Here is a 26,890-nt window from a genome sequence, read left to right on the forward strand (position 1 = left end):
TTATTGGGTTTTATCATGACGGCGGAAGGCCACCTTCTTTTTTCTATTGCCTGTGCGGTATTTGCCAAAAATGCCGAGCTAACGCCCGTTCTTGCGCAGGGTGACTGGTGGCATATTGTTCCTTCAGCCATTTTAACGTGCCTGCTGCCGGATATCGATCATCCCAAATCTCTGCTGGGGCAGCGTCTGAAGTGGATATCAAAACCCATTGCCCGCGCATTTGGCCATCGCGGGTTTACGCATAGCCTGCTGGCGGTTTTTGCCCTGCTGGCCACGTTCTACCTGAAAGTCCCGGATACCTGGATAATACCGGCCGATGCCTTACAAGGTATGGTACTCGGCTATCTTAGTCACATTCTGGCTGACATGCTGACTCCAGCAGGCGTTCCCCTGCTTTGGCCCTGCCGCTGGCGTTTTCGTCTGCCCATCCTCGTGCCGCAAAAAGGCAATCAACTGGAGCGGTTTCTGTGCATGGCACTGTTCGCGTGGGCAATCTGGATGCCGCAGACCGTACAAGAGAACAGCGCGGTACGCTGGTCTTCGCAGATGATTAATACGCTACAAATGCAGTTCAATCGTTTCATAACGCATCAGATTGACTAATAAATCAGCCAAAAAGTCATTTTCGGTATAAACAATTCCATTTGAATATAAGAGGCAAGTCACAGTTCTGCTAATCTTGCGCCAACAGAATCACCTTTCAATGGTGATACGCATAATAAGATCAGGAGAACGGGGATGAACTTTCCATTAATCGCGAACATTATCGTGTTCGTAGTGCTGCTGTTCGTGCTGGCGCAAGCCCGTCACAAACAGTGGAGTCTGGCAAAAAAAGTACTGGTCGGTCTGGTCATGGGTGTGGTGTTCGGCCTCGCGCTGCACACCATTTATGGCTCCGACAGCCAGGTTCTTAAAGATTCAGTACAGTGGTTCAACATTGTTGGCAACGGTTATGTCCAGTTGCTGCAAATGATTGTTATGCCGCTGGTCTTTGCCTCTATACTCAGTGCCGTTGCGCGTCTGCACAACGCCTCTCAGTTAGGTAAAATTAGCTTCCTGACCATCGGCACGCTGCTGTTTACCACGCTGATTGCCGCACTGGTAGGTGTTCTGGTGACCAACCTGTTCGGCCTGACCGCCGAAGGTCTGGTGCAAGGTGGTGCCGAAACCGCCCGTCTGAACGCGATTGAAACCAACTATGTTGGCAAAGTGGCTGACCTCAGCGTTCCGCAACTGGTGCTGTCGTTTATTCCGAAAAACCCGTTTGCCGATCTGACTGGCGCGAACCCGACGTCGATTATCAGCGTGGTTATCTTCGCCGCATTCCTGGGTGTAGCCGCACTGAAACTGCTGAAAGATGATGCACCAAAAGGCGAGCGCGTTCTGGTCGCTATCGATACCCTGCAAAGCTGGGTGATGAAACTGGTTCGTCTGGTGATGCAGTTGACGCCGTACGGTGTTCTGGCGCTGATGACCAAAGTGGTTGCAGGTTCCAACCTGCAGGACATCATCAAGCTGGGTAGCTTCGTCGTGGCCTCTTATCTCGGTCTGGGCATTATGTTCGTTGTACACGGGATCCTGCTGGGTGTGAACGGCGTTAGCCCGTTAAAATACTTCCGCAAGGTATGGCCAGTGCTGACGTTCGCCTTCACCAGCCGTTCCAGCGCAGCCTCAATTCCGCTGAACGTTGAAGCGCAGACCCGTCGTCTGGGCGTGCCTGAATCCATCGCCTCATTTGCCGCCTCGTTTGGTGCCACGATTGGTCAGAACGGTTGTGCGGGCCTGTACCCGGCAATGCTGGCAGTAATGGTTGCACCGACCGTCGGTATCAACCCACTGGACCCAATGTGGATTGCCACGCTGGTTGGTATCGTGACCGTGAGCTCCGCAGGGGTTGCGGGTGTAGGTGGCGGTGCAACATTTGCCGCGCTGATCGTCCTGCCCGCTATGGGTCTGCCGGTCACGCTGGTTGCGCTGCTGATCTCCGTTGAGCCGCTGATCGATATGGGTCGTACCGCGCTGAACGTAAGCGGTTCCATGACTGCCGGTACGCTGACCAGCCAATGGCTCAAGCAGACTGATAAAACGATTCTGGACAGCGACGATAACGCCGAACTGGCGCATCGCTAAGTCTGTCAGCTAAAAAACAAAAAACCGCCGGAGTATCATGCTCCGGCGGTTTTTTTATATCCATTAATCCCTTAGTTCATTTTCCTGGCGAACCTGATTAGCCCAGCGCTGTGCTGATTCCGGGACCGTAAATGCAGGCGAACGTTGAAACGCCTCCCCCATTAAGACAAAAGCGACATATTTTCCGCGTAGTATCCATACGTCACGAAACGCATCCATTTTAACCGCATGCTCTGGTGGCGCGGGCTCCACGCGAGGAACATAGCTGATAACCGGACGATTTTGTTGGCGAAGAGGTTTCATAATCAGTTGCTTCACTAAAGACAAATTCTAAAAATCAGAAAACCGCTATCTTAGCCGATTTTGCCGCCTTGCGTCCTGCCTTGCGTGCGCTGTTTGCCTGGTTCATCGCGCTTTACGTCATCGGCCTGTACCTGCGCCGCTGAGTGAGTGGTCTATAGTTAAAGCTTTTGACAGCAACAACGACCCTTTCAGCAATGAAACCAGGAGACGAGTTTAATGTCACAGAATGATAAGCATCCACTCCATCACTCAGCGCCGGTTCATGATGCCAGCGAATCCCAGCCAGGACTTGATTCACTGGCACCCACAGACGGTTCACATCGGTCAACACCTGAACCCACGCCGCCAGGTATGCAGCCCACTACGTCCGGCAGTTTAAAAGCGCCGGATATCAAAAGTGACAAACTCAATGCACTGGACAGTTTTCGTAAAGGAAGCGAAGATTTTGCTCTGACAACTAATCAGGGTGTGCGAATCGCAGACGATCAAAACTCTCTGCGTGCAGGTAATCGCGGGCCAACCCTGCTGGAAGACTTTATCCTGCGGGAAAAGATTACCCATTTTGATCATGAACGCATCCCGGAGCGGATTGTACATGCCCGAGGTTCTGCCGCTCATGGTTACTTTCAGTCCTATGTCAACCTGAGTGCGACGACGAAAGCGGACTTTCTAAGTGATGAAAATAAAATCACCCCGGTTTTTGTCCGATTCTCTACCGTTCAGGGCGGCGCAGGCTCTGCGGATACGGTCAGAGATATACGGGGATTTGCGACCAAGTTTTACACTGAAGAGGGCATTTTCGACCTGGTGGGAAACAATACTCCCATCTTCTTTATTCAGGATGCCCATAAATTCCCGGATTTCGTCCATGCGGTTAAACCGGAGCCGCATTGGGCTATCCCGCAGGGCCAAAGCGCCCATGACACCTTCTGGGATTATGTCTCATTACAGCCTGAAACGTTGCACAACGTCATATGGGCAATGTCCGATCGGGGTATTCCGCGCAGCTATCGCACGATGGAAGGCTTCGGTATTCACACATTTCGGTTGATTAATGCGCAAGGGAAAGCCACCTTTGTCCGTTTCCACTGGAAACCGCTGGCAGGCAAAGCCTCGCTGGTATGGGATGAAGCGCAAAAACTTACCGGTCGGGATCCTGACTTTCATCGCCGCGATCTGTGGGAAGCTATCGAAGCGGGCGATTATCCGGAATATGAACTGGGACTACAGCTGATTCCCGAAGAAGATGAATTTAAGTTCGATTTTGACCTGCTCGACCCAACCAAGCTGATCCCGGAAGAGCTGGTTCCGGTGCAACGCGTCGGTAAAATGGTGCTGAACCGCAATCCTGATAATTTCTTCGCCGAAAATGAACAAGTCGCTTTTCATCCCGGACATATCGTCCCTGGCATCGATTTTACTAACGATCCCCTGCTGCAGGGTCGCTTGTTCTCCTATACCGATACTCAAATCAGTCGCCTGGGCGGGCCCAATTTCCATGAAATCCCGATTAATCGCCCGACCTGTCCGTACCATAATTTCCAGCGTGACGGCATGCATCGAATGGACATCGATACCAATCCAGCCAACTATGAACCGAATTCCATCAATGATAACTGGCCGCGTGAAACGCCGCCGGGGCCAAAACGCGGTGGATTTGAGTCGTATCAGGAACGGATTGAAGGAAACAAAATCCGCGAACGTAGCCCCTCTTTTGGCGAATACTATGCGCACCCTCGCCTGTTCTGGCTAAGTCAGACGCCAATTGAACAGCAGCATATTATCGGCGGATTCAGTTTCGAACTCAGTAAGGTTACGCGCCCCTATATTCGGGAAAGAGTGGTCGAACAGTTAGCTCATATTGATGCTGCCCTCGCCGAGGCGGTTGCCGATAATCTCGGTTTTAAGCTAACCAAGGAACAGGCCAGCATTGCGCCACCGCCCAACGTCAACGGTTTGACAAATGCACCGTCACTCAGTTTATATGCAGGTGCGCAAGGTGAGATTAAGGGCCGCGTGGTCGCCATCCTACTTAATGACCAGGTGAAATCGAGCGACCTGCTCGCCATCATGCAAGCCCTACAGGCCAAAGGCGTTCATGCCAAATTGCTCTATTCCCGAATGGGTAAGGTAGTTGCCGATGATGGATCTGCTCTGACGATCGCCGGTACTTTTGCGGGTTCGCCATCCCTGACGGTCGATGCGGTTATCGTTCCATGCGGTAATCTCGCGGACATCATTAAGAACGGTGATGCCCGATATTATTTACTCGAAGCGTATAAGCACTTAAAACCTATCGCCCTGGCCGGCGATGCTCGTCAGTTTAAAGTAACGTTGAATATCAAAAATGAAGGAGAAGAAGGTGTGGTGGAAGCGGACAGTGCAGACGCACAGTTTATGGATACCCTGTTGACGCTGATGACCGCACACCGCGTCTGGTCACGTGCCGGAAAAATAGAAACGATTCCCGCCTAAAAAAATGCGGCGCACGATTGCGCCGCAAACTCAGGAATTACACGTTCAGAAAACTGCCAAGACGATAACCGCGCTCCGCAATTGCATATTTCAGTGACGAAGACGTCAGCACGTCGAGCTCAGTTAAGCGGGGGTAACAGTAGGCACTTTGACGAATAATGTCATCGATAAAGGCCGGATGACACATCACTTCCAGCGAAGACTCTCCCCGGTCGGCTGACGCATCCAGCGTCTGTAAAAACAGAGCCTCGGAAATCGCTTCACCGTAAAACTCGCTGCTGAATCCCTGGGAGGTACGTAACGTTTCCGGAAAACCAGACGCCTGAAACACGGTCTGACGATCGATACGCAATGCAATCCCCTTCTCGGCAGCAAACCCGGCTACGATAGGGAAAATTTGCGGGAACATATGCACATGGTGATGGCTATCCAGATGCGTCGGCTCCCGCCCGAACAGGTCAATAAAACGCTGATACTGCGCGGCCAGTTCCTGAGAAATTTCATCCAGCGGCAAAGTGTCCTCCTCTGCCATCTGCCAGATCCATTTCCCCAGTAATCCGTCACGGGTAAGGCCCGGCATTGCCGTCAACGGCCTACCCAGCGTCAGAACAAAATGCATCCCGACGGCAAGTGCAGGTATGTCGCGACTCAGCTGTACCGCATGGTCAATCGCCGCACCGTTAACCAGTGCCGTTGTCGAGGTGACAACGCCATTACGACAGGCTTCAACAATGCCGTAGTTTTGTCCTTTACTCAGGCCAAAATCATCCGCATTCACTATCAGTACGCGTTCCATAGCCGACCTCAGTTAGTGTTGTTCGCTTTTGAGTTTCTCAATGCACCCGGCGAAGTTTGGCAACCATTTTTCATGCGCCAGGATTAGCTCACGCGCCAGAATCTCGGCATCGCTGTCAGAATGCACCAGCGGACTCAGGTTTAACGCCAGCAGCACATCATTCAGCTCGCCGCTCAATGCCGCATTGCTCGCCGCAACCTCAAAGCCTTTAATGGTGTAGATAAAGCCAAGTACTTTCTCATCAAAATGGGTAATACGTGGGTGCGGCGTAGCACCGTTACGTCCCAGCGTGCAGGTCATCTCAACCGCCCAGTCCGCAGGAATGTTATCAACATGTCCATGATGTGGAATGTTGACGTAGTGCTCGGTCTGTTTGTCGTTGTAGATGGCGTTGATCACTTCACAGGCCGCATCGGAGTAATACGCGCCACCGCGCTGCTCCAGCTCTTTCGGCTTAACGTTTAACTCAGGATTTTTGTAGAGGTCAAACAATTGTTTTTCTACTTTTTGTACTACCTGGGCACGTGCGCCGCCCTTATAGTACTCGCCCATTTCGATCGCCAGCATCTCTTTTGGCTTGAAGTAGTACAGCAAATACGAGCACGGCAGCAGCTTCAGCGAACGAATCAACCCTTCGCTGAACGGCAGGTCGAAAATGTTCTTCACGGTGGAAGCTTTCAGTTGTCCAGAAGCCACGCCGTCCAGCAGTTCATCAAAGCGCGATGTACCGTTCACCAGCACGTCTTTAATAAAGACCATGTGGTTCAGACCGAACAGATCGATGGATAAATCATCGCTTTCTTTCAGCGCCAGCACATCGCTAATGAACATTTTCATGCCGACAGGAATATTACACACGCCGATGAATTTCTTAAAATTCGTGTGGCGATAGACCGCTTCAGTCACCATCCCTGCCGGGTTAGTAAAGTTAATCACCCAGGCATTCGGGCACAGTTCTTCCACATCTTTAATAATATCAAAGATAACCGGAATGGTACGCAGACCTTTGAACAGCCCACCCGCACCGTTGGTTTCCTGTCCCAGATAACCGTGGCTCAGCGGAATGCGTTCATCCTTTTCACGGGCTTTCAGTTGCCCTACGCGCAGTTGGGTGGTAACGAAATCAGCATCTTTCAGTGCTTCACGGCGGTCCAGCGTTTTAAACAACTTCATCGGTACGCCGGCTTTGTCGATCATGCGCTGGCAAAGGTCAAAAATAATGTCCAGCTTCTCTTTTCCACCGTCGACATCAACCAGCCACAACTCAGAAACCGGTAATTCATGATAGCGCTTAATAAAGCCTTCAAGTAATTCAGGGGTGTAGCTGCTCCCGCCACCGATAGTGACGACTTTTAATTTCTGGCTCATACTTTCTCCCTTCAGTGTCAAAACACTGACGTGTATTATGCTCAACCCGTTTGTCAGGTATAGCGTGGCTGTCCCGACGCTATTTTGGGCAAGCTATAAAAAATGGGTTATTGGCAAATAATATCTACTGATTAAATTCAGTTAATTTCTTACGGTAGCTATTCGGTGTAAACGACGTCAGCTTTTTAAACGTTTTAATAAACAGGCTTGGACTACTGTAGCCAGACTCGTAAGCAATATCCGTTACAGAATAGTTCGTCATTTCCAGCTGTTTTTTAGCAAAGTTAATGCGGATTTCATTAATAATCTGCATCGGCGTTTTGCTGTAATAACGCTGGGTAGCGCGGGTCAGATACTCCTGGGATTTCGCGGACAGGTGTACCATATTTTCCAGCGCATTCTCGCTAAACTGCCGTTTGTCGTGCATGGTCTCGACGGTGGTTTTAAGCCACTGCGGAATATCATCCAGCACCTGCTCTTCGCGATGATGGCGTAACCGATTAATAATATAGAAGGTGACCACTTCTACAAATTCATCCAGCCCGCTCTCGCGAAAGTTCAGTGATGCAATAACCGTTTCAATGTAGGTAAGAAACGAGTTATTCGCCCGATAGACCTGCGATGCAACGAAACAAAATGGCAGCAGCGGGTGATAGTGCTGTTCAAAAAAACGTTTACTGATGCCGACGTTAAGGATCCTTGTCGCACCAAAATCATAAAAACTCTGGTGGTGCGATCCCAACGGGATAAAGACAAAGTCTCCACGTTCTAGCAGTACGCGTTTACCGTTGATTTCCTGATAATAGCGCCCGGTTAAAACCAGGGTAAACTCATAGTAGTCATGCTGATGCAGCCCGCTGATACTCTCAGTTTTGTTATAGATGAACACATGGAAATTTTTGCCATTAAACAGCTGCTGTTCATAAACGGTTTTGATTTCCGGTGCGTTAATCTGTAGCTGCATTATGCACTCCTCGCTATTTCAGCTTTTCGTGAAGCTCAATCAGTTCAGTCACCAGCTCACGCGCCAGCATTGATGTCATCAGGTGGTCCTGTGCGTGGACCAGCACCAGGCTGACTTTCATTTTACCTTCACCCTGATCGCCTTCAATCAATTTCGTTTGCACGAGGTGCGCTTCGTTCAGCGCCAGACGAGACTGGTCCATCATGGCCCTGGCCGACTCAAAATCACCTTGCTTGGCCATTTTGAGTGCCCCGTACGCCAGGCTACGCGCCTGACCGGAGTTGATGATGAGGCCCATCACCACTTCTTCAAGTTCTTCTGCTTCTGACTGCGTGTCGACGATATTCTCGATATCCAACATACTTTTTTCCTCTGGTTCAGTCCGGCATGACCGTAAAGCCATGCCGGATTAAATTTAGAATTTTAATGCGTTAGCGATATCTTCTTCGCTTTCTTCTTGGTCAATAACGTTCTGCGCTTTGTTGGCTACCACCACGAACGGCAGGTAAACCAGCGTTGCGATACCGAGGTTGAACAGCGCGACCAGCAGAGCAGCGACGCTACCGTTGGTGTTAAAGAACGCGCCCAAACCGGTTGGCATAGTCCACGGTGCAATGTTGGTAATCGGTGGAATAATGCCTGAGTAGTAAGCTGCCAGCGTAATCGCCGCCAGAATCGGTTGTACCAGAATGAACGGGATAAACATCACCGGGTTCATGATGATCGGCAGACCGAACAGGATAGGTTCGTTAATCTGGAACAGACCTGACGGCAGTGCCAGTTTAGCTACCTGACGATAGTCAGGACGACGCGATGCCAGGAAGATAGCGATAATCAGACCCAACGTTGCTCCGCTACCCCCAAGGAAAATATAGGAGTCGAGCATCGGTTTCGCCCAGACGTGGAACGTCTTACCGGCTTCCAGCGCGGCGTCTACGGAACCAAACTGTTGGTAGATAGAGATGTTTTCCAGCGCCCATGGCGTCATGATACCGCTGTCCAGCGCAGTCAGCGCCAGTGAACCGTGAATACCGAAGAACCACAGCAGCGGAACAAAAATCACATAGGCCCAACCCACTACGCTACCCAGCGATGCCAGCGGCGTTGAAATGGAATCCATAATGATCTGGTGGAAGTTGGTACCCCAGGTGTTCAGCGCCCAGGCGATGATCCCCATAATGGAGAGAATAAGGAAGCCAGGAATCAACGCAGAGAAGGAACGCGATACGGACGTCGGTACGCTATCAGGTAATTTAATCACCCAATTACGATGGACCACAAAAGTGAACATTTCCGCGACCACCAGGCCGATAATAATACCGGAAATAATATTGGCACCGCCGAGCCAGTTCGCGCCAACGGCATAGGCTTCACCCACGCTATAAGGCGTTACGGTCATAAACGCGGCGACGGATAACAGCCCGGCAGCCAGTGAGTCGACTTTACGTTCTTCTGCCAGCGCCATGCCGATAAAGAACGGTGCCATCAATGACATGATACCCAGCGTACCGTTATAGACGTTTCCACCAATGCCTTTCAAGCTATTCAAAGTTTCAATAGTTGAAGCATCAAGTCGAATGCCCATTGAATAAAAAAACGACCCCTCCCCAAAGCTCAGGAAAACGTTATTGATTAATACAAACATGGCCCCTGCGAGGGTTAACGGCATTAAACGAATAAAGCCGTTCTTGATTGCATTAACGTGTGGCTGCTTTCCAATTTTTACAGCAAAAGGAAGGAGTACCTTTTCAAGTGAAGCAATAGCGTTACTCATAGAAAAATACCCTTAAATACCGCAATTAAAAATTGCGGTGAATGTTAATGAAATAACTCTTTGACGGGAAAAATTAAAATAAAATAATTAATTTGCTGCGGCTTTTTTAATTGCTGCAACAGCAGCCTTAAGCACGCCTAAACCATCGACTTTGCCATACAGCAGCGAGTCAATCACTTCCACAGGCTTGTTGGGTAACAAACGCTGAATTTCGGGCAACATATAAGCAATTTGTGGACCTAATAACACGACATCGGCGACAGGACCTTTTTCTCCGGCCAGCGTTTCAGGAAATGCTTCAATAATAACCGGTACTTCGTATTTTTCGGCCTGAGCACGCATCTTCGAAACCAACAATGAAGTCGACATGCCCGCAGAACAAAACAGATAAATGTGTTTCTTTTCCATTAAAACGATCCTCATGTGCGATTATCTGTCAACCAGACACTCCGCAAGCCATAACCTGCATCCATGCTCTGGGTAACTTGCGTCAGCTAAATTACTTTTTTAGGTGGCTGAAATGAGTATACGGGATTGCACCGGTGGATGGTATTTCCTTGACCAACTAAATTGTCTCTCCTTGACCTATCGTTATGACCCCCCTCACATTTCGGGCAAATAATTCGCAGCAATAAATAAGATCGTTCGGCACAAAAAAACCGGCACGATGGCCGGTTTTCCAGAGAGCTCAGGCAATAAGCAGTTGTTACTTCTTCGCCGCCTGCGGGTCAGTGTCGTACTCTGCGCAGGTCTGGTAACCGGAGTTAATCACATGTCCGGTGTCGTCTAAAGCAACAAAATAGGTTTCAGCTTTACCATCTCGTTGACCCAGGATGTAGGTCTGGCATGTCCCTCGCGCATGAATCATGCTGACTTCAGAAGAAGGTTTACCGGCAATCTGCGCCACCTGCGCCCTGCTCATCCCTTTCTTCACATCTTTCACCACGGGCTGAACAAATTGGTCTTTGGTGCGATCGTAGGCCGTACATCCTGCCAGCATAGTCAAAACAGCCGCTGCGCTTAGAATTCCTGTTAGGTTCTTGTTCATATTCCGTCCTCTTGTATTTCAGCGTGTTATATAAGCCTGGAGCACAACAACACATTTTTCAAGCAATCAGATGATACTTAGGTCGTTTCGGAAAATTCTATTAAAACAAAATGATGTTAGATCAGGCCTGCATCCCTTGTCGTTTGGGTCCCAACGCGTTAGCTTTAACACATCATTTTTTTGATCATTTCATTTTTCGGAGGGGGTTAAATGACTCTGCAGCAAGAGATAATCCAGGCGCTTGGCGCAAAACCGCAAATTAATGCAGAAGAGGAAATTCGCCGCAGCGTGGATTTCTTGAAATCCTACCTGCAAACCTACCCTTTTCTGAAATCACTGGTATTAGGGATAAGCGGCGGACAGGACTCAACGCTCGCGGGAAAACTTTGCCAGATGGCTATTTCCGAGCTTCGCGAAGAAACGGGGAATGACGCGTTGCAGTTTATTGCCGTACGTCTGCCGTATGGCGTTCAGGCTGATGAACAGGACTGTCAGGATGCCATCGCCTTTATCCAACCTGACCGCGTGCTCACAGTAAATATTAAGGGTGCGGTACTGGCCAGTGAACAGGCCCTGCGTGAAGCGGGTATTGAACTGAGCGATTTTGTCCGTGGCAATGAAAAAGCCCGTGAACGTATGAAGGCCCAGTACAGTATCGCCGGAATGACCAGCGGTGTTGTCGTGGGTACCGATCATGCAGCAGAAGCCATCACCGGATTTTTCACCAAATACGGCGATGGCGGTACTGACATTAACCCTATTTTCCGCCTGAACAAGCGTCAGGGTAAGCAGCTGCTTGCCGCGCTGGGTTGCCCGGAACATTTATATAAGAAAGCGCCAACCGCCGACCTCGAAGACGATCGCCCTTCTCTGCCGGATGAAGCCGCATTAGGCGTCACCTATGACAACATCGACGATTATCTGGAAGGAAAAACGCTGGCTGCCGACATCGCGAAAAAAATTGAAGGCTGGTATCTGAAGACCGAGCACAAACGTCGCACACCGATCACGGTGTTTGATGACTTCTGGAAAAAAGCGTAATTTTTTTAATCACATATCGCCGGATAGCACTGGGATCACCGCTGTCCGGCCCCTCCCCCTGGTCTGATGCCGCTTTTTTAATCGGTTTCAAACTGCTACACTGGATGAATAACCAGCATCCGGAGTGAGAAGTGGTACGGCGTCAATCAGCCCCACGCCTGACATTTGAGGCAGCGGCAATCTATGAATATCCAGAACACCTGCGTCCATTTTTGAGTGCGCTTCCCACCGCACCAGGCGTCTATCTGTTTCACTGTGAAAGTGACACTATGCCTCTCTACATTGGTAAAAGCGTCAATATTCGCAGCCGCGTGCTGGCACACCTGCGTACCGCGGACGAAGCGGCAATGCTGCGTCAGGCCAAACGCATTAGCTGGATTTGTACGGCGGGAGAAATTGGTGCCCTGCTGCTGGAAGCGCGGTTGATCAAAGAACAACAGCCGTTGTTTAATAAACGACTGCGGCGCAATCGTCAGCTTTGCGCCTTGCAGCTTACCGACCGAACTGTTCAGGTTGTCTACGCACGAGATATTGATTTCTCCCATGCACCCAATCTGTTTGGCCTGTTTGCCCATCGTCGCGCAGCGCTACAAGCGTTGCAAAACCTCGCGGATGAACAGCAGCTGTGCTACGGCCTGTTGGGGCTGGAACCCCTGAGTCGCGGGCGTGCCTGTTTTCGCTCCGCGCTTAAACGCTGCGCCGGGGCGTGCTGCGGGAAAGAGAGTCATGAAGCGCATCACTCGCGTCTGCTAGAGGCGCTGGAAAGAGTGAAAGTGATTTGCTGGCCATGGAGCAATGCCATTGCCTTGCAAGAAACCGGTGCCGAAATGACACAGTACCATATCATCAACAACTGGCTGTGGCTGGGAGCCGTTTCAACGCTGGATGAAGCGACTACCCTGGCGCGTATGCCAGCAGGCTTTGACCATGATGGCTACAAAATTCTCTGCCGGCCTGTTCTGTCTGGTCAATATGACATTATTGAACTGCATCCGGAGAATGCCCCGGCATCCAGTTAATCTCGCTGAACAGCAATTTTCCCTCGCGTTCCAGCAGTCGTAATGTGTGTTTGCCGTCATGCCAGCTCGCACCCTGGTCGGCCGTCAGCAGTTTATCGCCCAGTTGCCATGCACCACTGATAACAAACACCACGCCGCCGCGTGAACCAAAGGTCGTAAAGGTGCGATCGGCCACTCTGACTTTTGCCTGGCAAACATCTCGTCGGGTCATGATATTAAAATCCATCGACATCTGCCCTTCCGTCAGCTTTGCTTTTACCACCTTGTCACCGGCAAAGGTAAAAGGTTGATGCTGTTTCAGGGTATGCGTAAAGATGTTCGCTTCTTCCAGAGTGACTTCCCCTCCCTCCAGCAGCGTAATCACGCGCTCTACACCCGGGAAAAGTGAAAATTCACCGTTTGCTGCAATGGAGGCGATACTCGCCCGCCAGTGAAAATCTCGTGTTGCTGGCGGAAAACAGCAAATCTCACGCGTTTCTCCCGCACCATTCCGCCAGAGATTAACCGGCATTTTGCGGATATCAAAGTATTCCATCATCCCTCCAGAAAGGAGCAGCATGGCAGCCTGCCGTAAACAGACAGCCATAAATCATCATTATTATGTTCACCCTGCAGATTATTGTTATCGGCAGCAGAGTTGATTTGCCTTAGCGATAAACCCGGCATTTTGCAAAAAAGAATAACGCGCTGATCCAGGTAGAATTTTCGCGGGCTTCAGGAGAATAGCGTGTCGTGCGTCCGGTGCAATAGGCAGAAATGAAAAAACCGCCGATCCTGCCCACATCGTTATACGTGTTGTGGACAAGAGCGGCGGTCTTGAGTTTGGTTTCACACTGTGCGGCAATCAGCGCGACACAGTGTGAGTGATTTAGTGTAGACGCTGATCGATTACTCGGCAGCTTCCGGCATTTTACCTTTCTGCGCTGCACGTTCTGTCAGACGCTTCTCAAAATTGGCATTAAACTGCTTTTTCTGTTCCGGGGTCAGAATGTTGTAAATTTTGTTCTGGGTTTCCATATGCGCCAGCATGTTGGCTTTGCGCTGTTCTTCCATCTTCGCAATCTGCGCTTCGGCTTTCGCTTTATCGAAGCTATCGCTGGCGATGATATCGTGCATTGCACGGCGTTCTTCCAGCGGCGGACGTTTCATCTGATCGCGCTGGCCTTTCATGATCTCGCGAATCTGCTGTTTCTGAGCGTCAGTCAGATTCAGGTCTTTAAACATCATGTCGTGATGCGGGGCAAATTTGCCGTTGTGGTGCATCATCGGTTTAGCATCCGCTGGTGCAGCTGTTGTAGTGTCAGCAGCATGAGCCAGGTTCGCAGCACCCAGCGCCAGAGTAGAGGCAACAAACAGAGCAGTCAGTTTACGCATAATTTCTATCCTTTCTTTCAGTTATTTTTACGACACTCATGCGACTCTTATGCAATGTGATGTCGTGTTGACGAGATTAACTTTACCGGCTTAAGCGTCAATTAATCAGAGCAACGGTAAAACAGTGAAAGTGTAAAAAACAAACTTTCATCAATTATGAAGAAAAAAAGAATAAATTGCGCAGAGTTGCAATAAAAAATTACAACCGGATGATTTTGAAAGGATTATGGAGAACTATACCTGAACCCTGATTATTAAGAAAGCAATTCACCAGGAATAATCCGTAATAAATAAAAACAGCACGCAAAAATAAGCCCTAAAGGATAAACCTGCAGGGCGAATATATTTATCACAACTTTTCGAGCATCAATCCGGCACGTAAACCACAAGCCACGTTAGGGTTGGGAAAGAGAACGTATTCAACATCATGGGTGACGATAAAACGTTCATCTCCGTCCTGCGCCAGCAAGGTGCCTTCTTTAAAGGGGGTAAAGTTTAGCGTCTGGTTATCCATGTGGAGAATGAAATCGTCGCTACGACGCGTGATTTGCGACACCACGCGATAACGCAGCGGGGATATTTCTCTCGTCGGCACCCGCTCACCCCGCAGCAGTTTCTCCAGTGCGTCTGCCGTTTGCGCAAACTGGGTGAGATCGTTTTGCCCGAACGGCAGCGCTTTACCCAGTTCCAACGTACAGGCCAACGCACCAAAATATTCACCACTAAAATGGGTGAACGTGCCGCCAGGCGTCTGATGGAAAACCAGCGCTTCCAGTCCCGCATCTCCCAGCCATTCAAGAAAATCCTCGTCCCAGGCAACGTTGCGTTGTGGCAATACGCCAAAGCGCAGATGCTGTGAACCGCGGATCGCGGTGTGCAGATCCAGATGCCAGCGTGTTGGCTCTTTCGCCCGCGAATAAAAATCTTCCAGACACAGCTCAAGCTCATGGGCTCGGTGCGTTTCTTCACTTGCGGTAAAAATCTGCCACCGACCGCCAAACATACGATTCAGGTCGCTATGACAATACCGTTTTCCCGCAGCCAGCGCCTGCGGGTTTCCCAGAATCACCAGCAGCCGCCATGTCAGTGTCAGCTCGCCGCTAAACAGCCTGGAAAGCAATGAATCGAGTATCTCTACCGGCGCTGTTTCATTGCCATGGATCCCCGCAGACAGCACCAGAGAATGTTCAACGGGTGCAAGCGGCGTCAGTTCCAGAATTCCGTGACCGATCCACTGCCAGTCAAAACCATGAGTGGTTCCTTGCGTTTTCTCTGGAGTGGCGCCTGCGAGCGTGATCGCCAGAAAGTTATCCATGGTGCATCCCCTCCTGCTGGAAAGGATACACTGAGCCGAGGTTGAGCAATTGCGTCAGCGTATCCAGCGCTTCACGCCCCTCGCGCAACAGCTGTGGGTCGGCAAGGTCGGCAGCGGTAAGACGATCGCGATAGTAACGGTCAACCCAGTTATTCAACGTGTTAAACAGCGTGTCGTTCATGATAACCGCCGGATTCACCGCCTGCTGTTCCTGCGGAGTGAGCACCACTCTCAGGCGCAAGCATGCCGGACCACCGCCGTTGGACATACTTTCACGCAGATCGAATACCCGCAGGTCATCGATCGGATTGTCTTCCTCGAGAAGCCGGTTCAAATACCTCCACACGCCAGCATGCTCCCGACACTCCTGCGGCAGGACCAGCATCATCGAACCGTCACTACGACTCAGCAACTGACTGTTAAACAGATAAGTGGTCACGGCATCCTGCACCGACACTTCCGCTGTCGGGACTTCCAGCGGGGTAAAACCTGCCACCTGGCTGCGCAACTGCTCTAACAATGCCTGCTGTCTGACAAACGCCTGCTGATGACAAAACAGCACCTGGCGATTCGACACCGCAATCACATCGTTATGGAACACGCCAAGATCGATAACGTCCGGGTTTTGCTGAGCAAAAATGCGCTGATGTGGGTTAACCTGATTCAGTCGCGCGACCGCCTCGCTGGCCTCACGGGATTGCCTTGCCGGATAGCGCTTCGGTTGGGATGCATTGCCTTCTTCACGACCGTAAACAAATAGCTGTACGCCGGGGTCACCGTAATCTCCACCGAGGCGGTTATGGTTTGCCGCCCCTTCATCGCCAAAAAGCGCAACCTGGGGTAACGCACCGTGGACCGCAAAGCTATTCTCATCACGGAAAATCGCCCGTAACAATGCTTCGGTAGTAGGCGCTTCCAGTGAACGGTGGAACTTATTATTCAGATTCGCCACCGTCAGATGCACTTTCCCGTCCAGCGAGTCTGCCGAAGGGCACACCGTTGCCGCATTCGCTACCCACATAGGAGATGCGGAGCTGGCACTGGAGAGCCAGTGAGGCGCCTGACGCGCCACTTTATCCAGCACCTGTTCGTCACTGCCGCTAAAACCCAACTGACGCAGAACCGGAATATAAGGCCGCTCGTGGGGCGGGATCACCGCCTGAGGAAATCCCGCATCCGCCAGCGCTTTCATCTTTAGCAGACCTTGCTTTGCCGCCAGACGCGGGTTCGACACCTGAAATCGATGTTTGGTTGAGGCCTCATTACCAAATGACAATCCAGCATAGTGGTGAGTTAGCCCCACCAGACCATCAAAATTTACCTCACGGGCTTTCATAGCTTATCCTCGCGAGAAAAATCCAGTCCGGGGCTAAGCGCCGATGGCAGCGTTAAGGCCGGGGATTCCAGACTTGCCATCGGCCAGGCGCAATAATCTGCGGCATACCACGCGCTGGCGCGATGGTTCCCGGAAGCGCCTACACCGCCAAACGGTGCGGTACTCGCAGCGCCGGTTAACGGCTTATTCCAGTTGACGATCCCTGCCCGCGCCTCCAACAGTAGCTGTTCAAACTGGCCGCGATCGGGCGAAACTAACCCACACGACAATCCAAAGCGGGTATTGTTCGCCAGACGAATCGCATCATCAAAGCTGTCATAACGCCAGACGCCGAGCAGCGGACCGAAAACCTCTTCATCAGGTACGTTCCCCGCCCCGGTCAGTTCGATGATTCCAGGGGTCAGCAGTGACGTTCCGGCATTTACCAGACGTGGCGCTAACAGCGTACGGCCGCCCAACGACGCCAGACGCTGCCAGGCATCATAGACGTGCTGCGCGGCCTGTTCGGAAATCAGTCCACCCATAAATGGCTGCGGTTGTGCATCCCAGTTGCCGGGCACTAAACGCTGACTAACCTCCACCAGACGCGTCAGGAACGCATCACCCTGCGCGCCTTTTTTTACGAGCAGGCGGCGGGCACAGGTACAGCGCTGTCCGGCGGTGACAAATGCGGATTGAATAGTCAGATGCACCGCGGCATCAATATCCTCCGGATTCTCAATAATCAGCGGGTTGTTGCCCCCCATCTCCAGGGCAAGGATTTTTTCCGGCTGGCCGGATAACTGCTTATGCAGCTGATAACCGGTATTCGCACTGCCGGTAAACAGCAGGCCATCGAGGTCTTCCAGCGCACTCAGCGCCTGCCCCGTTTCACGTCCGCCCTGCACCAGATTCAGCACGCCCGGCGGCAACCCCGCCTGCTCCCACAGTTTTATTACTGCCTCACCGGTCCACGGCGTCAACTCGCTGGGTTTGAAAATCAACGTATTGCCTGCCAGCAATGCCGGAACAATATGACCATTGGGTAAATGTCCGGGGAAGTTATACGGACCAAAAACCGCCAGCACGCCGTGTGGGCGATGGCGCAACGTTGCCGCACCATCCGGTAGTTCGCTGTGCTGCTCACCGGTACGGGCGTGATAAGCTTTGACGGAGATAGCGATTTTATTGATCATCGCCGTCAGTTCAGTCGCGGCTTCCCAATGAGGTTTTCCGGTTTCCTTGGCGATAATCTGAGTTAGCTCGGCTTTATTGCTTTCCAGCAATAAAGCAAACTTTTCAACAATAGTCTGGCGTGCGCTGAAAGGCTGTTTAGCCCAACCGGCAAAGGCTGCGCGTGCGGCCTGGCACGCTTGCGTCACCTGCATTGCATCTGCATCATTACCGTGCCACAGCACATCACCGCTTACCGGGTTGGTTTTCACCCGACGCTCGCCCAGACCCGTCACCCAGTCACCGTTTATCCATAGTGTCATGCTGTTTTCTCCTCTGCACAAAGACGTACAAAACGTACATGGTCGCCCGCGTGGCATTTCAGGGCATCCAGTTGCGCCGCCGTCAGTACCAGACGTTGGGTATCCGGGTCTGCGCGAACCAGCATGACGCGGAAATTTTGATAGTTTTCATTGGCAACCAGACAGGCCGGATAATCGCCGGTTGCTGGCTGACCTTCCGCCACTTCCACCAGCCTGCTTTTACGAATAGCCCGAACCCGGTCGATATCGCATTCCAGCGTTGGCCCGCCGTCGAAAATATCGACATAGTTGCGGTAGCGAAATCCTTCTTTCTCCAGCACCGCCCGCGCCGGGGCCGTTTGCGGATGTACCTGACCAATCACGCCTTGCGCTTCATCAGACAGAAAATGGGTATAAATAGGATGCTTGGGCATCAGTTCAGCAATAAAGGCTTTCTGTCCTGTTCCGCAGAGAAAATCCGCCCGGCTGAACTCCATTGAGAAAAAGCGTTTACCGAGGCTTTGCCAGAACGGAGAGTAGCCATGCTCATCGATCACGCCGCGCATCTCGGCCACGACCTTCTCATTGAATCGGTCGCGAAAGGCCGCCATAAACATAAAGCGCGATTTTGACAGCAAATAGCCGTTGCCCTCTTTACGCCAGTCCGGATCGAGAAACAGAGTGCAAAGCTCACTGCTACCCGTGTGATCGTTACTCAGAAACAGTGTCGGCAGCGCGTTATAGACATTCAGCTCTTTCGAGGCGTGGACCAGGGTACCAACCCGATAGTTGTACCAGGGATCGTTAAGCCCCACCGCCACCTCGATGGCGCAAATTCCCGCCACGGTTCCGCTGGCGCTGTCTTCAAGCACAAACACATATCCCTGCTCACTTTTTGGCAACTCACCGCGCCAGGTTTGGAGTGAACGTTCGATACGCGCCATCAGCGTAGCTTCATTCGCCGGTAGCGAGGTCAACCCGCCACCGGTCTTACTGGCAAGCTGCATCAACGCGGTGATATCCGCGCGTTCAATGGGACGAATCACCATCATGATGAACCTCCTGCTTTAATGCGTTCGCAGGCCAGCGCAAAGCGATCCAGTCCGGTAGCGACTTCTTCTTCGCTGACGTTGAGCGCTGGCGCAAAACGCACCACGTTAGCGCCAGCGATCAGTACCATCACCCCGGCAACAGCAGCTTCTTGCGAGATGAGTTTCGCTTTCCCGGCAAATTCCGCGTTCAGCACGCAGCCGATCAGCAGTCCGAGTCCACGAATTTCACTAAACAGTCCAAAACGTTCGTTAATGGCGTTTATACGCTCCACAAACCAGTCGTGGCGCTGTTTTACTCCGTTGAGCACTTCCGGTGTATTCACAATTTCCAGCAATTTACCTGCCACCGCCGTAGCCAGCGGGTTTCCGCCGTACGTTGTACCGTGTGTGCCAACCGTCATCACGCTGGCGCAACGCTCTGTCGCCAGCAGTGCGCCGATGGGGAAACCACCGCCCAGCGCTTTTGCTGTCGTCAGAAGATCCGGCGTCACGCCGTAGTGCATATAGGCATACAGTTCCCCGGTACGGCCAACGCCGGTCTGAACTTCATCAAAAATCAGCAGCGCATTATGGCGATCGCATAACTCACGTAGCCCCTGCAAAAAGGCTTTTGTTGCCGGTACCACACCACCTTCACCCTGCACAGGCTCCACGATAACCGCACAAGTGGTGTCATCAATCAGTTGGCTGGCAGAATCGAGATCGTTGTATACGGCATGACGGATATCCGGCGGCAGCGGCGCGAAATCCTGTGAGTAGGCAGGCTGTCCTCCGGCGCTGACGGTAAACAGCGTGCGTCCATGGAAAGCATTTTTAAACGCTACAATCCCGCTCTTCTGACTGCCAAAACGATCGTGGGCATATTTACGCGCCAGTTTTAGTGCCGCTTCGTTGGCTTCTGCACCGGAGTTACAGAAGAAAATGCGCTCGGCGAAGGTGGCGTCAATCAGCTTTTTCGCCAGACGCAGTACCGGCTCGTTGGTGTAGCCATTTCCCGTATGCCAGAATTTGCTCGCCTGGTCGTTTAATGCCTCGCGCAATGCCGGGTGGGCGTGACCCAGCGCGTTAACCGCAATGCCTCCCGCGAAATCGATATACTCTTTACCCTGCTGATCCCACAGACGTGAACCTTCACCCCGCACCGGAATAAAAGGGGCCGGAGCATATACGGGCATCATCCATTCATCAAAATTTTCACGCGTAATTGACAGAGACATAGCGACCTCAACGGTAAATAAAAGGTTATTTATATGTTAATAAATATAGTGTTTGCGGTGTAAATGTAGATTGCAGGGTTCGTGCCAGCCAGCGAAAAAAGTGCATAAACGGAGGTCGATGACGAAATATCAACAGGTTACAACGTGGCGATATTCACTGCATGTGCATATAAAGTGAATATGTTTGCGCATCAGGCGACTAAACAGAGGAAAAAACGCAGTTTTATTCAGTCGCCAAATATAATTCTGGAATTGTGATCGTATACGAAATTTTTCGGAAATTATTGCTCCATTCCGACGCGCTTCGCGCCAAAACGGTGCAGTTTTTGCTCCATCGTTAACACCATTAGCAATCATTGTTGGAATCAGGTGACAAGAAGCAGTCAGCCTGCAGAAATTCTGCTACCATCCTTGCACTATTCATCTTGCAAAGTGGCAGCGACTATGAAATTTGTCTCTTTTAATATCAACGGCCTGCGTGCCCGTCCCCATCAACTGGCAGCCATTGTCGAAAAACACCAACCGGATGTTATTGGCTTACAGGAGACAAAAGTCCACGACGATATGTTCCCTCTCGAAGAGGTAGCAAAGCTCGGTTACAACGTCTTTTATCACGGCCAGAAAGGTCATTACGGCGTGGCGCTGTTAACGAAAGAAACGCCAATTGCGGTACGTCGTGGCTTCCCAGGCGATGACGAAGAAGCGCAGCGTCGGATCATCATGGCAGAAATTCCGTCCCCTCTGGGCAGCATCACGGTGATCAACGGCTACTTCCCGCAAGGAGAAAGCCGTGACCATGAAACCAAATTCCCGGCCAAGGCCGCGTTTTATCAGAACCTGCAAAACTATCTGGAGACTGAACTGAAACGCGACAATCCGGTATTGATTATGGGCGATATGAATATCAGCCCAACCGATCTCGATATCGGCATCGGCGAAGAAAACCGTAAACGCTGGCTGCGTACCGGTAAATGTTCCTTCCTGCCGGAGGAGCGTGAGTGGATGGAACGCCTGCTGGGCTGGGGTCTGGTGGATACCTTCCGTCACGCAAATCCTGAAAAGAATGACCAGTTCTCATGGTTTGATTATCGCTCAAAAGGCTTTGACGATAACCGTGGCCTGCGTATCGATCTGCTGCTGGCGAGCAACCCGCTGGCGGAACGCTGCGAAGAAACCGGCATCGACTATGAAATTCGCAGCATGGAAAAACCGTCCGACCATGCGCCTGTATGGGCTAAATTCCGCGTCTGACCTTCTGCGTCTTTTTACTCTCCAGGCCCGGCCTGGAGAGTCTGTTTATTCTGTGCAAAATCAATAAAGTGACGGTAATACATTGTTACGGCCGGGAATTTATTATATCTTCGCGCGCGCTTTTCGCTGACGAAAATGCTCCATTGCACTCGGTTTTACAGGAGAACCCCCATGAAAAAGAAGTTCGCATAAAGCAGAATACCGGCTGCTGATTGTCGCGGTCCTGTTCTGCGTTCTGGCGGGAGTTTTCCATCATTATGGTCTGAGCGACCTGATAACCAATTTCCATCATTTACAAGACGTCATCCGCCAAAGCGGTATGTTCGGCTATACGCTTTATATCCTGCTGTTTATTGTTGCTGCGCTGTGTCTGATCCCAGGCAGCATCCTGGTGATCGTCGGCGGTGTGCTGTTTGGCCCCGTGGCTGGGACGCTTATCTCGTTAGTGGCAGCAACCGTGGCCTCAGCGCTGTCGTTTTTGCTGGCTCGATGGCTTGGACGGGATCTACTACTGAAATACGTTGGGCACACGGCGACGTTTCAGGCTATCGAAAAAGGCATTGCCCATAACGGAGTAGACTTTCTAATCCTGACCCGGCTCGTGCCGCTGTTCCCCTATAATATTCAAAATTACGCCTATGGGCTGACGGCCATTCCGTTCTGGTCATTTACCGTAATATCGGCACTTACTACCTTACCCGGCATCTTTATCTATACGCTGATGTCGCATGAACTCGCCAGCGAAGGCATTACCCTGGTATTCATCGGTAAGCTCAGCGTGGCAGGGCTGGCGTTATTCACCCTCGTTCAGGCAGCCAAAGCCTGGGCCCGATATAAGCATATCGATCCGTCAGCCAACCATGAGTGTACGGGTAAATGATAAAACGGAATAAAGCGCGGCTGGCTCGCTATTACCGGGCGGGTTTGATTGCTCTGCTACTGCTCGGGCTAATGGCATGGGCATGGATACCTGGCGTGAGTGATTTTCTCCACGGCAGCCTGGCAGCATTTACCACACTCGATCAGCATGCTCTTGAGAACTTTATTCGTTCTTATGGAACCCAGGCGGCAGTGGTGTCGTTCTTCCTGATGATCTTACAGGCCATCGTTGCACCGCTTCCTGCGTTTGTGATCACGTTTGCCAATGCCTCGCTGTTTGGCGCATTTTGGGGCGGCGTACTATCCTGGAGCAGCGCAATGGCAGGTGCGGCGCTGTGCTTTTTTATTGCCCGCATTTTAGGTCGCGGTGCGGTGGAAAAGCTGACCGGAAAAACGGTGCTGAACAATATGGACGCTTTTTTCGAGCGCTATGGTAAGCACACTATTCTGGTCTGCCGCCTGTTACCTTTTGTGCCGTTCGACCCGGTAAGCTACGCGGCTGGCCTGACCTCAATTCGTTTTCGCCATTTTTTCATCGCCACCGGCATCGGACAGTTACCCGCCACTATCGTCTACTCATGGGCGGGAAGCCTGTTAACCGGCAGCACATTTTGGTTTGTGACGGGTCTGTTTGTCCTGTTTGCCCTAAGCGTGGTGATATCGATAGCGAGAAGCCTTTATCTTGAGCGCCAACGGAAAAAAAGCTGAGACCTTCCCCCATTTTTAACCATGGAGATATTATGCGTTACTGCTTATTGTGTCTGAGTTTGTTGCTCTGCCCGCTGGCGACGTTTGCCCAGGACGCCAGCTGGCAACAAATCAAAAATGACGCCCGTGGTCAAACGGTGTGGTTCAACGCCTGGGGTGGCGACAATGCAGTTAACCAGTATCTCGACTGGGTTAGCGGCGAGATGAAAACGCACTACGACATTAACCTGAAAATCGTGCGCCTGGCGGACGCCGCCGATGCCGTAAAACGCATCCAGACGGAAGCGGCATCCGGGCGAAAAACCGGCGGCTCTGTCGATTTACTGTGGGTTAACGGCGAAAACTTCCGTACGCTAAAAGAAGCCGGGCTGCTGCAAACCCAGTGGGCGCAAACGCTGCCTAACTGGCGCTATGTTGATACACAAAAACCGGTGACCGAAGATTTCTCCGTTCCAACAGAGGGGGCTGAATCACCGTGGGGCGGTGCCCAACTCACCTTTATTGCCCGGCGCGATCTTACCGCGCAGCCGCCGCAATCTCCGCAGGCACTGTTTAAATTCGCGCAGGCGCACCCTGGCACGGTGACCTATCCACGCCCGCCAGACTTTACCGGAACGGCTTTTCTTGAGCAGTTGCTAATTTCGCTCACCACCAAACCACAGGCATTGAAAGTTGCGCCAGATGCAGCGACATTCGCCGAAGTTACCGCGCCATTGTGGCAGTATCTTGATACCTTGCATCCTGTACTTTGGCGTGAAGGCAAAGATTTTCCTCCCACGCCAGCACGAATGGATGCACTGCTCAATAGCGGCACCCTGCGTTTATCATTGACCTTTAACCCTGCCCACGCGCAGCAAAAAGTGGCGAGCGGCGAATTGCCTAAAAGCAGCTACAGTTTTGGTTTCTCACAGGGCATGCTCGGCAACGTGCACTTTGTTGCCATTCCGGCGAATGCCCACGCCAGTGCCGGAGCAAAAGTCGTGGCAAACTTCCTGCTTTCTCCTGAAGCACAACTGCGCAAAGCTGACCCGGCTATCTGGGGAGATCCTTCGGTGCTTGATCCACAAAAATTACCTGACGAACAGCGTGATGCGCTGCTGGCGCGGATCCCACAGGGGCTCCCTGCCGTGTTGCCAGAACCGCATGCAGCCTGGGTAAACGCTCTGGAACAAGAATGGCTACGCCGCTACGGTACGCATTAATTCTGCTACTCTGGGCCATCATGGCGGCAGTTTATCTGCCGTTGGCGCCAGCGGCATGGTCTCTGATAACACCGGCGCTTAGTACCACACACTGGCTGGCGCTCTTTGCCGATCCTCAACTCCCGCAGGCGTTACTGGCAACGCTGGTTTCCGTCGGCCTCGCGGCTGGGGGCGCGCTGATTATCGCGCTGCTGGCGATCCTCGCCTTGTGGCCCGGCGCAGGCTGGGTACGTCTGTATACGCGTCTTCCGTGGCTGCTGGCAATTCCGCACGTTGCCTTCGCCACCAGCGTGCTGTTGGTTTTTGCTGAAGGCGGCCTGCTCTGGCAATGGCTTGCGTTCTTCAGCCCACAGCCGGACCGCTACGGCATTGGACTTGGCGTAACGCTGGCGGTGAAAGAGAGCGCTTTTTTGTTATGGATTCTCTCGGCCCTGCTGAGTGAAAAACAACTTTCTCAGCAGGTTATCGTATTGGATTCGCTGGGTTACAGCCGACTGCAATGCCTGAACTGGCTGGTTCTGCCCGCTATCGGCCCGGCATTAGGTAAAGCTATGCTGGCAGTCGTGGCCTGGTCACTCTCCGTTGTTGATGTGGCAATCGTTCTTGGCCCCGGCAATCCGCCAACGCTTGCCGTATTGAGCTGGCAGTGGCTCAGTCAGGGCGACGTCGAACAGCAGGCGAAAGGCGCACTTGCCAGTCTGTTGCTGGTGCTGTTACTCCTTGTTATCGCGCTGGTGGGTTATCTGCTCTGGCGTACCTGGCGACATACTATTCCGGCAGTAAACGGTGAACGCCAGCATTTTTCATCTATGACAATCGTACGCCCGCTGGTACAGATTTTGCCCGTCAGCGGTGTGGTATGCGCGCTGGTACTGGCGCTTATCGCCAGCTATTCCTCGCTAAACAACGAGGCGCTCAGCAATAGCCTGCAACTGGGGCTCCTTTCCAGCGTGCTGGCGCTTCTGATACTTTTTGCCTGGCTGGAATGGGGTCCACAAACCGGACACCGCTGGGTCTGGCTACCGCTCATTTTGCCTGCGCTACCGCTGGTAACCGGACAATATCTGCTGGCGTTATATGCCGAACAAGATGGACTGATGACGACCATTATCTGGGGCCACCTGCTGTGGGTGATGCCCTGGATGCTATTTGTGCTTAAACCGGCGTGGCAGCGCATTGACCCACGATTAATTTTGATTGCGCAAACCCTGGGCTGGACGCGGGGGCGGATATTCTGGCTGGTGAAATGCCCGCAGCTGGCGCGCCCGGCATTGATTGCCTTCGCGGTTGGCTTCTCGGTTAGTATCGCCCAGTATATGCCAACGCTGTGGCTAGGTGCCGGACGCTATCCCACGTTAACCACCGAAGCGGTGGCATTAAGCAGCGGCGGTAGCAGTGCGATTCTGGCAACACAAGCGTTGTGGCAGCTGCTTTTACCACTGCTCGTTTTCGCACTTGCAGCCTTTCTCGCCGCGTGGATCGGCCGCTTTCGACAAGGACTCCGCTAATGCTTACCGTACGAGGCGTTTCGTTGTACCAGGGCGCGAAAGCGCTGGTGAAAGACGTTAATTTTCAGGTTAACAAAAGTGACATTGTCACAATTATGGGACCTTCCGGCAGCGGGAAATCTTCGCTGTTTTCATGGATGATCGGGGCGTTATCTCCCCAGTTCCAGTCCTCAGGCGAACTGTGGCTTAATGAACGACGCATCGATACGTTACCTACCACGCAGCGCCAGATTGGCATTTTGTTTCAGGATGCGCTGCTGTTTGACCATTTCAGCGTTGGGCAGAATTTACTGCTAGCCTTACCCGCCAGACTGCAAGGTCCTGCCAGGCGTCATGAGGTAGAAAGCGCCCTCGCACGCGCGGACCTGGCAGGATTTTATTCACGCGATCCGGCTTCGCTCTCCGGTGGGCAGCGTTCGCGGGTCGCCCTGCTCCGCGCGCTGCTGGCGCAGCCCCAGGCGCTGTTACTTGATGAACCCTTTAGCAGGCTGGATGCGTCGCTACGCGATAACTTTCGCCAATGGGTCTTCACCGAGGTGCGTAAATTGGGGATCCCTGTGGTACAGGTGACACATGACGCGCAGGACGTACCGCCTGCAGGCCGCGTATTTCAGATGGAAAACTGGGCGTGAATGTGGCGATATGCTGCGTTAACGCAAGGTTTTTACGTAACTGG

26 protein-coding genes are annotated in these 26,890 nt (G+C 52.1%); 11 read left to right on the forward strand and 15 right to left on the reverse strand.

Features of this window, described 5'->3' with window-relative positions:
• The first annotated feature begins 3 nt into the window (after nucleotides 1-3).
• A complete protein-coding gene (locus SK35_RS14090; RefSeq protein WP_008784570.1) occupies nucleotides 4-603 on the forward strand; it encodes a metal-dependent hydrolase in 600 nt (199 codons plus the stop codon).
• 135 nt (nucleotides 604-738) lie between these two features.
• Complete coding sequence (tcyP, locus tag SK35_RS14095) at nucleotides 739-2,130, forward strand: cystine/sulfocysteine:cation symporter (RefSeq protein ID WP_006684833.1); 1,392 nt, start codon at nucleotides 739-741, stop codon at nucleotides 2,128-2,130.
• A gap of 63 nt (nucleotides 2,131-2,193) precedes the next feature.
• On the opposite strand, the gene cedA is transcribed toward tcyP, so the two are convergent.
• Entirely contained in the window at nucleotides 2,194-2,436 is a 243-nt protein-coding gene (gene cedA, locus SK35_RS14100; RefSeq protein ID WP_231587320.1) for a cell division activator CedA, read from the reverse strand.
• Between the two features lie 213 nt (nucleotides 2,437-2,649).
• On the opposite strand from cedA, the gene katE reads away from it, so the two are divergent.
• Nucleotides 2,650-4,908 carry a catalase HPII gene (gene katE, locus SK35_RS14105; protein ID WP_048214336.1) on the forward strand — a complete coding sequence of 753 codons (2,259 nt, stop codon included), beginning with the start codon at nucleotides 2,650-2,652 and terminating at the stop codon, nucleotides 4,906-4,908.
• A 37-nt stretch (nucleotides 4,909-4,945) separates the two neighbouring features.
• On the opposite strand, the gene chbG is transcribed toward katE, so the two are convergent.
• The 7 genes from chbG to osmE all read right to left on the reverse strand — a co-directional run bounded on the left by chbG (nucleotide 4,946) and on the right by osmE (nucleotide 10,858).
• A complete protein-coding gene (chbG, locus tag SK35_RS14110) occupies nucleotides 4,946-5,704 on the reverse strand; it encodes a chitin disaccharide deacetylase (RefSeq protein ID WP_048214337.1) in 759 nt (252 codons plus the stop codon).
• A 12-nt stretch (nucleotides 5,705-5,716) separates the two neighbouring features.
• Nucleotides 5,717-7,072, reverse strand: coding sequence for a 6-phospho-beta-glucosidase (locus tag SK35_RS14115; protein WP_048214338.1), 1,356 nt, complete (start codon nucleotides 7,070-7,072; stop codon nucleotides 5,717-5,719).
• Nucleotides 7,073-7,196: 124 nt separating this feature from the next.
• Entirely contained in the window at nucleotides 7,197-8,039 is an 843-nt protein-coding gene (gene chbR / locus SK35_RS14120; RefSeq protein WP_085951046.1) for a transcriptional regulator ChbR, read from the reverse strand.
• A 10-nt stretch (nucleotides 8,040-8,049) separates the two neighbouring features.
• Nucleotides 8,050-8,397, reverse strand: coding sequence for a PTS N,N'-diacetylchitobiose transporter subunit IIA (gene chbA / locus SK35_RS14125; protein WP_048214339.1), 348 nt, complete (start codon nucleotides 8,395-8,397; stop codon nucleotides 8,050-8,052).
• Between the two features lie 54 nt (nucleotides 8,398-8,451).
• Nucleotides 8,452-9,810 carry a PTS N,N'-diacetylchitobiose transporter subunit IIC gene (chbC, locus tag SK35_RS14130; RefSeq protein WP_006684840.1) on the reverse strand — a complete coding sequence of 453 codons (1,359 nt, stop codon included), beginning with the start codon at nucleotides 9,808-9,810 and terminating at the stop codon, nucleotides 8,452-8,454.
• An 87-nt stretch (nucleotides 9,811-9,897) separates the two neighbouring features.
• On the reverse strand, nucleotides 9,898-10,218 hold the full coding sequence (gene chbB / locus SK35_RS14135) for a PTS N,N'-diacetylchitobiose transporter subunit IIB (protein ID WP_003832547.1): 321 nt from the start codon (nucleotides 10,216-10,218) through the stop codon (nucleotides 9,898-9,900).
• 298 nt (nucleotides 10,219-10,516) lie between these two features.
• Nucleotides 10,517-10,858, reverse strand: a complete 342-nt coding sequence (gene osmE, locus SK35_RS14140) for an osmotically-inducible lipoprotein OsmE (RefSeq protein WP_003030621.1) — start codon at nucleotides 10,856-10,858, stop codon at nucleotides 10,517-10,519.
• A 210-nt stretch (nucleotides 10,859-11,068) separates the two neighbouring features.
• On the opposite strand from osmE, the gene nadE reads away from it, so the two are divergent.
• Nucleotides 11,069-11,899, forward strand: coding sequence for an ammonia-dependent NAD(+) synthetase (gene nadE / locus SK35_RS14145; RefSeq protein WP_032943150.1), 831 nt, complete (start codon nucleotides 11,069-11,071; stop codon nucleotides 11,897-11,899).
• Nucleotides 11,900-12,030: 131 nt separating this feature from the next.
• Nucleotides 12,031-12,918, forward strand: a complete 888-nt coding sequence (gene cho, locus SK35_RS14150) for an excinuclease Cho (protein WP_048214340.1) — start codon at nucleotides 12,031-12,033, stop codon at nucleotides 12,916-12,918.
• Here cho and ves read toward each other — a convergent pair.
• The 7 genes from ves to astC form a co-directional block, all read right to left on the reverse strand.
• Nucleotides 12,878-13,453: an environmental stress-induced protein Ves gene (gene ves, locus SK35_RS14155; protein ID WP_032943147.1), complete on the reverse strand. Its 576-nt coding sequence runs from the start codon at nucleotides 13,451-13,453 to the stop codon at nucleotides 12,878-12,880. The two genes, cho and ves, sit on opposite strands and share 41 nt — an antisense overlap.
• Before the next feature lie 353 nt (nucleotides 13,454-13,806).
• Nucleotides 13,807-14,292: an ATP-independent periplasmic protein-refolding chaperone Spy gene (spy, locus tag SK35_RS14160; protein WP_003832537.1), complete on the reverse strand. Its 486-nt coding sequence runs from the start codon at nucleotides 14,290-14,292 to the stop codon at nucleotides 13,807-13,809.
• Between the two features lie 349 nt (nucleotides 14,293-14,641).
• On the reverse strand, nucleotides 14,642-15,607 hold the full coding sequence (gene astE, locus SK35_RS14165; protein ID WP_048214341.1) for a succinylglutamate desuccinylase: 966 nt from the start codon (nucleotides 15,605-15,607) through the stop codon (nucleotides 14,642-14,644).
• Entirely contained in the window at nucleotides 15,600-16,943 is a 1,344-nt protein-coding gene (gene astB / locus SK35_RS14170) for an N-succinylarginine dihydrolase (RefSeq protein WP_048214342.1), read from the reverse strand. Before astB ends, astE begins: the two co-directional genes overlap by 8 nt.
• Nucleotides 16,940-18,418, reverse strand: coding sequence for a succinylglutamate-semialdehyde dehydrogenase (gene astD / locus SK35_RS14175; RefSeq protein ID WP_048214343.1), 1,479 nt, complete (start codon nucleotides 18,416-18,418; stop codon nucleotides 16,940-16,942). Before astD ends, astB begins: the two co-directional genes overlap by 4 nt.
• Nucleotides 18,415-19,449, reverse strand: a complete 1,035-nt coding sequence (astA, locus tag SK35_RS14180; RefSeq protein WP_048214344.1) for an arginine N-succinyltransferase — start codon at nucleotides 19,447-19,449, stop codon at nucleotides 18,415-18,417. The genes astD and astA overlap by 4 nt, the downstream gene beginning before the upstream one ends.
• Nucleotides 19,446-20,666: a succinylornithine/acetylornithine transaminase gene (astC, locus tag SK35_RS14185; RefSeq protein ID WP_048214345.1), complete on the reverse strand. Its 1,221-nt coding sequence runs from the start codon at nucleotides 20,664-20,666 to the stop codon at nucleotides 19,446-19,448. Before astC ends, astA begins: the two co-directional genes overlap by 4 nt.
• A 444-nt stretch (nucleotides 20,667-21,110) precedes the next feature.
• On the opposite strand from astC, the gene xthA reads away from it, so the two are divergent.
• The 6 genes from xthA (at nucleotide 21,111) to SK35_RS14215 (ending at nucleotide 26,846) form a co-directional block, all read left to right on the forward strand.
• Entirely contained in the window at nucleotides 21,111-21,917 is an 807-nt protein-coding gene (gene xthA, locus SK35_RS14190) for an exodeoxyribonuclease III (RefSeq protein ID WP_048214346.1), read from the forward strand.
• Nucleotides 21,918-22,140: 223 nt separating this feature from the next.
• On the forward strand, nucleotides 22,141-22,797 hold the full coding sequence (locus tag SK35_RS14195) for a TVP38/TMEM64 family protein (protein ID WP_187426987.1): 657 nt from the start codon (nucleotides 22,141-22,143) through the stop codon (nucleotides 22,795-22,797).
• On the forward strand, nucleotides 22,794-23,504 hold the full coding sequence (locus SK35_RS14200; protein ID WP_048214349.1) for a TVP38/TMEM64 family protein: 711 nt from the start codon (nucleotides 22,794-22,796) through the stop codon (nucleotides 23,502-23,504). Before SK35_RS14195 ends, SK35_RS14200 begins: the two co-directional genes overlap by 4 nt.
• 32 nt (nucleotides 23,505-23,536) lie before the next feature.
• Nucleotides 23,537-24,706 (forward strand): ABC transporter substrate-binding protein, encoded by a 1,170-nt coding sequence (locus tag SK35_RS14205; protein WP_008784548.1) that lies wholly within the window; start codon nucleotides 23,537-23,539, stop codon nucleotides 24,704-24,706.
• Nucleotides 24,679-26,214, forward strand: coding sequence for a thiamine ABC transporter permease (locus SK35_RS14210; RefSeq protein ID WP_048214350.1), 1,536 nt, complete (start codon nucleotides 24,679-24,681; stop codon nucleotides 26,212-26,214). Before SK35_RS14205 ends, SK35_RS14210 begins: the two co-directional genes overlap by 28 nt.
• Complete coding sequence (locus tag SK35_RS14215) at nucleotides 26,214-26,846, forward strand: ATP-binding cassette domain-containing protein (protein WP_048214351.1); 633 nt, start codon at nucleotides 26,214-26,216, stop codon at nucleotides 26,844-26,846. Before SK35_RS14210 ends, SK35_RS14215 begins: the two co-directional genes overlap by 1 nt.
• The last annotated feature ends 44 nt before the right edge of the window (nucleotides 26,847-26,890 follow it).

The organism is Citrobacter sp. MGH105 (assembly GCF_001037485.2).
GTDB classification, from domain to species: Bacteria; Pseudomonadota; Gammaproteobacteria; order Enterobacterales; family Enterobacteriaceae; genus Citrobacter; species Citrobacter portucalensis.

Coding starts and splice junctions, on each gene's coding strand:
- tcyP (WP_006684833.1), top strand. CDS start 739: ATGAACTTTCCATTAATCGCGAACATTATCGTGTTCGTAGTGCTGCTG.
- katE (WP_048214336.1), top strand. CDS start 2,650: ATGTCACAGAATGATAAGCATCCACTCCATCACTCAGCGCCGGTTCAT.
- chbG (WP_048214337.1), bottom strand. CDS start 5,704: ATGGAACGCGTACTGATAGTGAATGCGGATGATTTTGGCCTGAGTAAA.
- SK35_RS14115 (WP_048214338.1), bottom strand. CDS start 7,072: ATGAGCCAGAAATTAAAAGTCGTCACTATCGGTGGCGGGAGCAGCTAC.
- chbA (WP_048214339.1), bottom strand. CDS start 8,397: ATGTTGGATATCGAGAATATCGTCGACACGCAGTCAGAAGCAGAAGAA.
- chbC (WP_006684840.1), bottom strand. CDS start 9,810: ATGAGTAACGCTATTGCTTCACTTGAAAAGGTACTCCTTCCTTTTGCT.
- chbB (WP_003832547.1), bottom strand. CDS start 10,218: ATGGAAAAGAAACACATTTATCTGTTTTGTTCTGCGGGCATGTCGACT.
- osmE (WP_003030621.1), bottom strand. CDS start 10,858: ATGAACAAGAACCTAACAGGAATTCTAAGCGCAGCGGCTGTTTTGACT.
- nadE (WP_032943150.1), top strand. CDS start 11,069: ATGACTCTGCAGCAAGAGATAATCCAGGCGCTTGGCGCAAAACCGCAA.
- ves (WP_032943147.1), bottom strand. CDS start 13,453: ATGGAATACTTTGATATCCGCAAAATGCCGGTTAATCTCTGGCGGAAT.
- spy (WP_003832537.1), bottom strand. CDS start 14,292: ATGCGTAAACTGACTGCTCTGTTTGTTGCCTCTACTCTGGCGCTGGGT.
- astE (WP_048214341.1), bottom strand. CDS start 15,607: ATGGATAACTTTCTGGCGATCACGCTCGCAGGCGCCACTCCAGAGAAA.
- astB (WP_048214342.1), bottom strand. CDS start 16,943: ATGAAAGCCCGTGAGGTAAATTTTGATGGTCTGGTGGGGCTAACTCAC.
- astD (WP_048214343.1), bottom strand. CDS start 18,418: ATGACACTATGGATAAACGGTGACTGGGTGACGGGTCTGGGCGAGCGT.
- astA (WP_048214344.1), bottom strand. CDS start 19,449: ATGATGGTGATTCGTCCCATTGAACGCGCGGATATCACCGCGTTGATG.
- astC (WP_048214345.1), bottom strand. CDS start 20,666: ATGTCTCTGTCAATTACGCGTGAAAATTTTGATGAATGGATGATGCCC.
- xthA (WP_048214346.1), top strand. CDS start 21,111: ATGAAATTTGTCTCTTTTAATATCAACGGCCTGCGTGCCCGTCCCCAT.
- SK35_RS14200 (WP_048214349.1), top strand. CDS start 22,794: ATGATAAAACGGAATAAAGCGCGGCTGGCTCGCTATTACCGGGCGGGT.
- SK35_RS14205 (WP_008784548.1), top strand. CDS start 23,537: ATGCGTTACTGCTTATTGTGTCTGAGTTTGTTGCTCTGCCCGCTGGCG.
- SK35_RS14210 (WP_048214350.1), top strand. CDS start 24,679: ATGGCTACGCCGCTACGGTACGCATTAATTCTGCTACTCTGGGCCATC.
- SK35_RS14215 (WP_048214351.1), top strand. CDS start 26,214: ATGCTTACCGTACGAGGCGTTTCGTTGTACCAGGGCGCGAAAGCGCTG.